Genomic DNA, 7,929 nt, shown 5'->3' with positions numbered 1-7,929 from the left:
TCAAGCACCAGAATTTAATTGCGAAATTCCTATACTGGTTAAAGGCTTAACGCGATTTTTGATCTGCGAAACTTGAGATAGTTATTCCAGTAAACTATTCACCCCTTGCTGCCGGATCCGCACATAGTAGGTACTATAAAATCGAGGTGATTAGGAGCCGCGTTAATGTTGTTCTTTTATCAGACCGATTTTTTTTAATAATTTCTCAAACTTTTTAGGGCAAATGGTGAAGTTAGCACGAGAGTTTCCTGAATCCCATGGGTTAACATAACTTGGCGGTTCTTCCCCTTCTCCAATCAGGTAGGTATAATCTAAATCCACCTGATTGCTTAAGGCCCAGAAAACATTATTTATATACTTTGGTCCCATCAGTTCAACTACTTTAGTGCCGGGTCGACAAAAGACAAGATTCGTTAAGCCTGCTCCGTGTGGAGCGATTACGATATCAGCATTTGCAAACAATCTCACTTGTTCCAGCAGGGGGAGTCTTTCCAAAAATACCGTTTCGAAGCCAAGCGATGATAGTATCTCTTCCAGAAGACTCTCATTTTCTAATTTTCGAAATGAGGCCTTAGCGCGCGAAACATAAATTCGTAAATCCTTTCTTCCTTGATTCGTTTCTAGGTGAGGTAAAAATAGATCTCTTAGAAATTGACATGCCCATTTCGGGATTTTACGAAGACAACTTGGAAATGCAGGCACGATGAGCTCGTCCGCCTGAAGTTGAAACTCGTCACGAGCGACGATCATATCTTCCTGAGGTATTCCAAGGATTTTCAGCGTCTCTGTTTGAAAAGCGAGATTACAGTAACTGACAATATATTTATCTGCTTTAAAGCCACTGCGACGAAGAAGCTCATACCTCGGTAATGCGTCAAACATCCAATGATAATAGTTCCACCAACCGGCCGTTGCCAGTACAGCGATTGAACCTTCGAGATGTTTATTCGGGGGCAATTGATCCTGTAAAACTATGGGGTGAGCTTCGACAGGAGTATTAAACCAGTTAGATAAATCATATATTAATTTATTGTCTGGTGTAATGATAAAACCGTTTGAACCACAAACTCTTCCCTTAGGGATTAGGGCAACAAATGTCTCAGGCTGGTGGAATTCCCGTTCTTGAAAGGCCTGGTGAACATCAATATCAATTTTGTTGGGTAGAGTCCTATGAATGATATGTTCCGGAAAAACAGGTACATATTTTGCACCGGATTCACGATAAGAGCCCTTCTCTACCCATTCCAACGCATTGACAGACTGTCTCGGACAATCCATGTCTGAGCTATCCATCAACGTCACCCTCCTCTAACTCGAATCGTCTACAGGCTACTTACGGCAATAAACGATCCCTCTTCTCGGAAGTGCTTTTTGGATATTTTTTACAATTCGCTTTAATATATTGTAGATCCTCAACCGGCATATTGTGTTTGAGTCCTCAACCTTTTATTGAAATAGAGCCCTCTTTCTTTATATAATCTAAGCAAGACACGGTAGAAATACTTTTTTAATACGCATATCGATTTTTGGATATTTATAGGAGAACGTTAATATGGGTAATTATTTAAAGAGGTTTATTCGTCTGATAATAGGCCTCTTTTTATATGCACTAGGAGTTGTCATTACCATGAAGGCTAACCTGGGGTTTGCGCCTTGGGAAGTCTTTCATTGGGGTCTGGGAAATACCATTGGTATGACTATCGGTAATGTTTCGATTCTTACAGGCCTATTTATCTGCGTTCTTGTCGTACTGATGGGAGAAAAGCTTGGTTTAGGTACTATTTTAAACATGATTCTGATCGGTGTATTTATTGATTTACTATTGTCACTAAATTTAATTCCTCAAATCGGCGGATTTTTTTTAGGAGCACTTCTATTAATTGCGGGTCTTTTTACGATTTCCTTTGGCTCTTACTTTTATATTCATTCGGGCTTTGGTGCAGGTCCAAGGGATAGTCTTATGGTTGCCTTAAAACGGAAAACCAATCTACCCGTGGGACTCTGTCGTGGAATCATTGAAGGTTCTGTTGTTTTGACCGGTTGGTTACTCGGTGGGCCCGTAGGTATAGGGACTGTTCTCGCCGCTTTCGGAATCAGTTTCTGTATACAAATCGTTTTCTCCTTGATGAGGTTTGAAGCAACCTCTGTAAAGCATGAAACGATCGATGTGACACAAAAGAATTTAATGAAATTGTATAACAGGCAATTGACTCAAAAATAATATTGGAATCTATTAGTTCACACGCTTAGAGTAATAACTGGATAGATTGAAGAAAAACGCCCACTGTCCCGAGATTATGTCGGCACAATGGGCGCTTTTTAATGTCCCTTTCCAATTGTGCAAGTCACTTCATCCTGTAGGAGGTAACATAGTGATGAGCACAGCCTATTTTGATCATCTTGCTTTAGCTGATAATACTTTACAGAGCTTTTCGATTAAAAAATTAATGGGAAAATAAATGATACGAAGGCTGCCCAAAGTCCATAGACCGGCAAATACTTAGTAACAGCATCTTGGATGGTTGAAGGTCCGGTTTTGTTTTGTAGAAACCGCAGATAGGAGAGCATGATCCAACTTAGATTGGCCCAGATCAGTATGTTTACGCCTAAGACAGCAAGTCTGTTGGGCGTAATCCCATAAGAAGAAAGCCTGAACACTATCGATGATAAAGCTACACTGTCAATGATCAGAGCCAGAACAATTAGGGCAAAATTAATATGATCAGAGATGTTCCTTTTCTCGTCTGTACCGCTTTCGGTAATGGAGAATATGGTGACGGCCAATACACTAAGGAGTATTCCGTTGAAGGATAGGAGGAAATCTCGATCCAAGAATGGGTTCTTTCCGACCCAAATAACCGTTATAAGATAGACCAACAATGTGACCAGTACAAGGGGGCTGAAGATTTTGGCTATATATGGTGCAATACTTTTAGCAAGTTTAAGGTTCCTTGATACCAGGTAAGTAGCCACAATAGCAAGAGCGGCGGCACCAAACAAAACGACATTTTCGAAATAAAATTCAGATATATCCATACCGACAAATCGAAACAACTGCATGGTTAGTGCTGTTAGCACCATTCCACTGATGGCCATGCTGGCGTAAAGTACACAAAATTCGCCATTAAATTTGAGATAGGCTAATCTTGCACTGCCTTTGCCATATTCATTTCCTGTAAATGCAAGCCCCAATAATAGCCATAAGAAAACGGGAAGATGTAGATAAGCCAGGATAATACTATCAGTATGCTCCAGCGGCAACATATTGAGAAAAAAACCGGAGATTAGAAATAAGGATGCGAGGGTGTAAAGAACACTTTTTTGGGAGGTATTATTGTAAACGAAATAGGCGGCCATAAAGGGAAGTATACCAAAAACAAGGTTAATAGGGGTTATGGCTTGCTGTTCGGCGAAATGCAGAATTATCCGAGTGCATATCCCGGCCAGAACTGCCAAAACGCCCATGGATAAGAAATCCTTCTGGAACAAAGAAGCTTTTTCTGTATTTGGATTTTCCTTAAAAGTCAATCTTTCATGCCAAACAGCAAGAACCTGTGAGTCCGGGTTTTGCTCCCAAGCGTATAGGAATGACTTTTTAAAAGCTTCTGGTTCTTTTCTAAACATTCTTTCCAGTTCATGGGGATTGTCAATGTTTTCAATAATTGAATGGCTAACGTCCATAGTTATACCTTCTCTGATAAATGTCATAGTAAGCCTTATTATCCTCCAGAATATTTAATAGCCAAGCTATATTATCCTTAACTGTCTTCATCACGTTTGTATTCTAAAATATCTCCAGGTTGACAGTCTAAAGCCTTACAAATCGCCTCTAGCGTCGATAATCGAATCGCTTTTGCCTTTCCGTTTTTCAGTATAGAGAGATTAGCCATCGTTATCCCAACCCGTTCGGAAAGTTCCGTAACACTCATTTTCCTCTTAGCCAACATCACATCAATATTAATTATGATTGCCATTATTTTTACCTCAAACCGTTAAGTCGTTTTCAGATTTTATATCTATGGCATTTTTCAATAGCTTTTGAAGAACAGCAGCAAAAACCGCAACCACCAGCGAAGCAAAAATCATGACCAATCCGATGAGTATGATACCCGGGGCGTCGTCTACCTCCGCCATAAGATAGAAAAGCGGCATTCCTACCACATACAAGCTGCTGATTGCAATTGCACAGTTTTTTATATTCTTTAAAGCCTTTACCGATAAATCTGAGAACGCTTCATTCTTATCGATATAGCTTAGTAAATTAAAAGCTTGATACAGCGCAAAATAAAAAGGTATTGACGTTGCGTACAAATCGAGTGTAACGAGATATTTCATATAGGCCCAATCTGGAAACAACTTTGCCGCTAAATTCGCAATCTTAGGCACCAAAAATATACACATCGCAAGCGCAGGAAAGCCCATAAGAATAACAGCTAGTTTTAAAAAGAGTGTTTCTCGTTTCACAAAATGCACCTCACTTATTTATTGTCAAATCGATGATAACACGCACCTTATCGTTTTACAATAAATTATTATTGATTTCGATTGATTTGTTATCGTTATCAAGGTACGCTTTTTATTGGAAGCAAAAAAACTCTTCCACCGCTATCGGTAAAGAGTTTCGTCGCATAAGATGCTGACATAGTTTTGCGTTTTCAGCGATTACAAGATTTCGATATACCCTTCTGTTCCATGCACGCGAATTCGTTGCCCGTCTTTAATCAGTTTGGTGGCATTTTCTACTCCGACAACGGCCGGTAAGCCATATTCACGTGCGATAACGGCTCCATGCGTCATCAGTCCACCAACTTCGGTGACCAGGCCTTTTATAGATACAAACAATGGAGTCCAGCTAGGGTCAGTAAAGGCGGTGACTAATATATCTCCATCTTCTAGATTAGCATCTTCCATGTTTAAGATGACACGTGCCTGTCCCTCAATAACTCCGGAAGAAACAGGTAGGCCTGCAATAGCATCGGCGGGGAGATTTTCTCGTTTATACTCCCCTGCAATGATTTCGCCATCAGACGTGATCACACGTGGGGGCGTTAGTCTTTCATATAATTTGTACTCCTCTTTTCGCTTGTTAATGATCTGGTAATCCAGTTTTTTTGTGCGTACGACTTCGCGAAGTTCTTCTAAAGTGAGATAGTATATATCTTCTTTTTCATGAATAACGTTGGCGTGGACGAGTTGTTCAGCTTCTTTCAATAAAGCCTGCTTATAAAAGGCGTAGCGACTAACCATGCCGTATTTTGGATATTCACGATAACCGATGAAATTACGGATTAGATCGATCTTTCGTTTTGTTTCTTTGGCTTTTTCGTCACCATCCGGTAATTGCTTCAATCTCTCTAATAACTCTTGTTCTTTTTGCAAAGCTTCCTGTCGCCCTTGCTCAAATTTCTGATGGGCTGCATTCGGCTCAAAGTTTTTGATGTTATTGAGAATCATGGGAACAAGAGCAGATGGTTTTTCACTCCAACGACTATTAGTAATATCGATTTCCCCAGAACATCGCATCCCGTATTTGTCGAGATAAGCATAGATAGCGTCTTGGGTTTCCTTCCCACCATTAAACTTAACCAGTTCATCCAAAAAGTTGTCATCTTTTACATGTTGTAAATAATCAATTACTTCCGGATAAGGGCGAATCACATCTGCCACATCCAATAACTCCAGACCCATTTCCGAAGTAATATTGTTGGGTACAGATTGAGAAAGGGTGTCTGCTGCGTTTTTTTCACCTAGCCACTCATCCATTTTTTCATTAATCCATAATGAAGCGTTTATGGCAGACATAAATACAGCTGAACTTTGTGGGTCAAATAAAATCTTCTTTAATTCCTGAATATCCTCTAGAATAAAATCAAATAAATCTGTTCCTGATTTCCTTTGGATGTTTTGTTTTAGCTCTTCTATGGAGGCTTGAGTTTTTCTAATCAAATCAGAAACGATTGACGGATTGTTTTCGATTTGTGCTTGAGGAGTTGCAGGCGGCTTAACTTTATCGCTATTACCAGAACTCCGCTCTTTCTTATCATTTGGTAAACATTTTATAAAATCTCGCTCTATTATGGTCATAATTGCGTCTTTTGTGAGCGGTTCGAGTTGTCTCATGTTATTTAATAACGTTTTTCTGCCGTCTGGTGAAGCCAGCATTTGTGCCACATCAACAAACAACCTTCCACCAGCTTTAAACCGGTGACCATAAGATATTAACTCCATTAAAGACATTCCCAATGGTTTCAAGGGGTTGGTCATCATTTGTTGATGGCCAACAGATAAATAGACGTGGTTTTCTTGATCATTCGCTTCAGGGATGGGGTACAAAGTAGTGATTGACCGACTCTGGACAATATAAAATGTATCATCGACCAAACACCACTCGATATCTTGTGGGTACCCGAAATAAGCTTCGATCTGTCTTCCTACACGTGCGAGTTGTAAAATTTGCTGGTCAGTCAGTGTTTGAATCGTTTGCTGTTCAGGATGGATAGGCTGTGTCTCTGTTCCGCCTGCTTTTCGTCCATAGATAGCCAATTTTTTGGTTGCTATCATCTTATCGACGATTTCCTCTTCCCGTACTTTATAACAATCGGCAGATACTAACCCAGAGACCAGTGCTTCTCCAAGTCCGAAACTGGCATCAATGGATAGCAACTTTCGGTTAGAAGTAACCGGATCAGCGGTAAATAAAATCCCTGAAGCCTGTGGGAAAACCATCCTTTGAACGATGACGGATAAATAAACTTGGCGGTGGTCAAATCTGTTCTGCATTCGGTAGATCACCGCACGATCCGTAAATAGGGAAGCCCAACATTTGCGGATATGCTCTAAGATCGCATCTTTTCCGATGATATTTAAATAGGTGTCATGCTGACCAGCAAAAGAGGCATGGGGTAAATCTTCAGCGGTCGCACTAGAACGCACTGCATAAGCATGTTCGTCGCCAAACTGGGAGTGATAGTGAGAAACTGCGTTCACAACATCGGCAGGAATCTCCACTTCCATAATGATTTGTCGAATCTTCCGGCTGATTTCTCCAATTTGATTCCGATCCTCTGCTTTTAGCCGTGTTAGTTGATCCAACAATGATTGAAATGTTTCGTTTTGTTCGATGGCTTTTCGATATCCCACTGTTGTAACACAAAATCCTTCTGGTACTCGTATTCCTTGAATTTTTGATAATTCTCCTAAATATAGCCCCTTTCCGCCAAGGAGCAAAAGCTGTGTTTTATCCATTTCGTGAAAACCGAGAACCAAAGAACTCATTCTATATCTCTCCTAACTATTCTCAAACCCAGCTTGTAAATTAAATCCATAGGATTTCGTATAAAGCGCCGATAATGGTGATCCTTGCGGTAGGTACTACTGTTTTGTCTTGAAAGAAAAGACCATCGAAACAAGGCTGTTGCGCAGTACACACCGCGTTTTCTTTGCCTATAATATGAATTGAAGTTAGTTTACCGGGTTTTTGACATATATATCCTCTCATTTCAGCGCTAACATAATCCAATTATTGCAAATTACTAAGTATGCTTATCATGGCTAGACGAATGAATTCTCGGTAAAAAACATCATAAACAGCGAACACATGGAAGTACATGTCTTAACTGAATGCGTGTATATCCCTCCAACAAGTCTCTTTAAAGTTCTATTGCATTTTATCAGTAGTAAGTGATAATAAATAGTCTACATTGGCCATCTTTTATTTGCTATAATTAAATTAGGGAGAACTTTATTATTAAAAACTCAAGTTTCGCACACAGAAATAGGCAAGTAAGCCTTGATATAGTTGGGTAAAGAGCCAATCCATTTCTGGAGTTGACTTTTAATCAAAGCGGCTAACTTCTTGTTGCAGTTTTTAACGACATCATCAATAATCGACCAAAGTTGTTGAAGAGCCACCGCCCATTCCAAATCATT

General features: G+C 39.9%; 6 protein-coding genes. 1 reads left to right on the top strand and 5 read right to left on the bottom strand.

The window, feature by feature from the left end; genetic code table 11:
- Positions 1-162: 162 nt before the first annotated feature.
- On the bottom strand, positions 163-1,293 hold the full coding sequence (locus tag GJ688_RS18900) for a glycosyltransferase family 61 protein (protein WP_155478070.1): 1,131 nt from the start codon (positions 1,291-1,293) through the stop codon (positions 163-165).
- A gap of 259 nt (positions 1,294-1,552) precedes the next feature.
- On the opposite strand from GJ688_RS18900, the gene GJ688_RS18895 reads away from it, so the two are divergent.
- Positions 1,553-2,221, top strand: coding sequence for a YczE/YyaS/YitT family protein (locus GJ688_RS18895; RefSeq protein ID WP_155478069.1), 669 nt, complete (start codon positions 1,553-1,555; stop codon positions 2,219-2,221).
- A 215-nt stretch (positions 2,222-2,436) separates the two neighbouring features.
- Here the strand turns inward: GJ688_RS18895 and GJ688_RS18890 are convergent, their stop codons facing one another.
- The 4 genes from GJ688_RS18890 to ppsA form a co-directional block, all read right to left on the bottom strand.
- Entirely contained in the window at positions 2,437-3,681 is a 1,245-nt protein-coding gene (locus tag GJ688_RS18890; protein WP_155478068.1) for a DUF4153 domain-containing protein, read from the bottom strand.
- Positions 3,682-3,758: 77 nt separating this feature from the next.
- On the bottom strand, positions 3,759-3,974 hold the full coding sequence (locus tag GJ688_RS18885) for a helix-turn-helix domain-containing protein (RefSeq protein WP_155478067.1): 216 nt from the start codon (positions 3,972-3,974) through the stop codon (positions 3,759-3,761).
- Positions 3,975-3,984: 10 nt separating this feature from the next.
- On the bottom strand, positions 3,985-4,464 hold the full coding sequence (locus tag GJ688_RS18880; protein ID WP_328597403.1) for a DUF2975 domain-containing protein: 480 nt from the start codon (positions 4,462-4,464) through the stop codon (positions 3,985-3,987).
- A gap of 198 nt (positions 4,465-4,662) precedes the next feature.
- Positions 4,663-7,275: a phosphoenolpyruvate synthase gene (gene ppsA, locus GJ688_RS18875; protein WP_155478066.1), complete on the bottom strand. Its 2,613-nt coding sequence runs from the start codon at positions 7,273-7,275 to the stop codon at positions 4,663-4,665.
- Positions 7,276-7,929: the final 654 nt, after the last annotated feature.

It is taken from the genome of Heliobacterium mobile, from assembly GCF_009720735.1.
Lineage (GTDB): Bacteria > Bacillota > Desulfitobacteriia > Heliobacteriales > Heliobacteriaceae > Heliobacterium > Heliobacterium mobile.
This window is presented reverse-complemented; position numbering and strand designations above follow the sequence as displayed.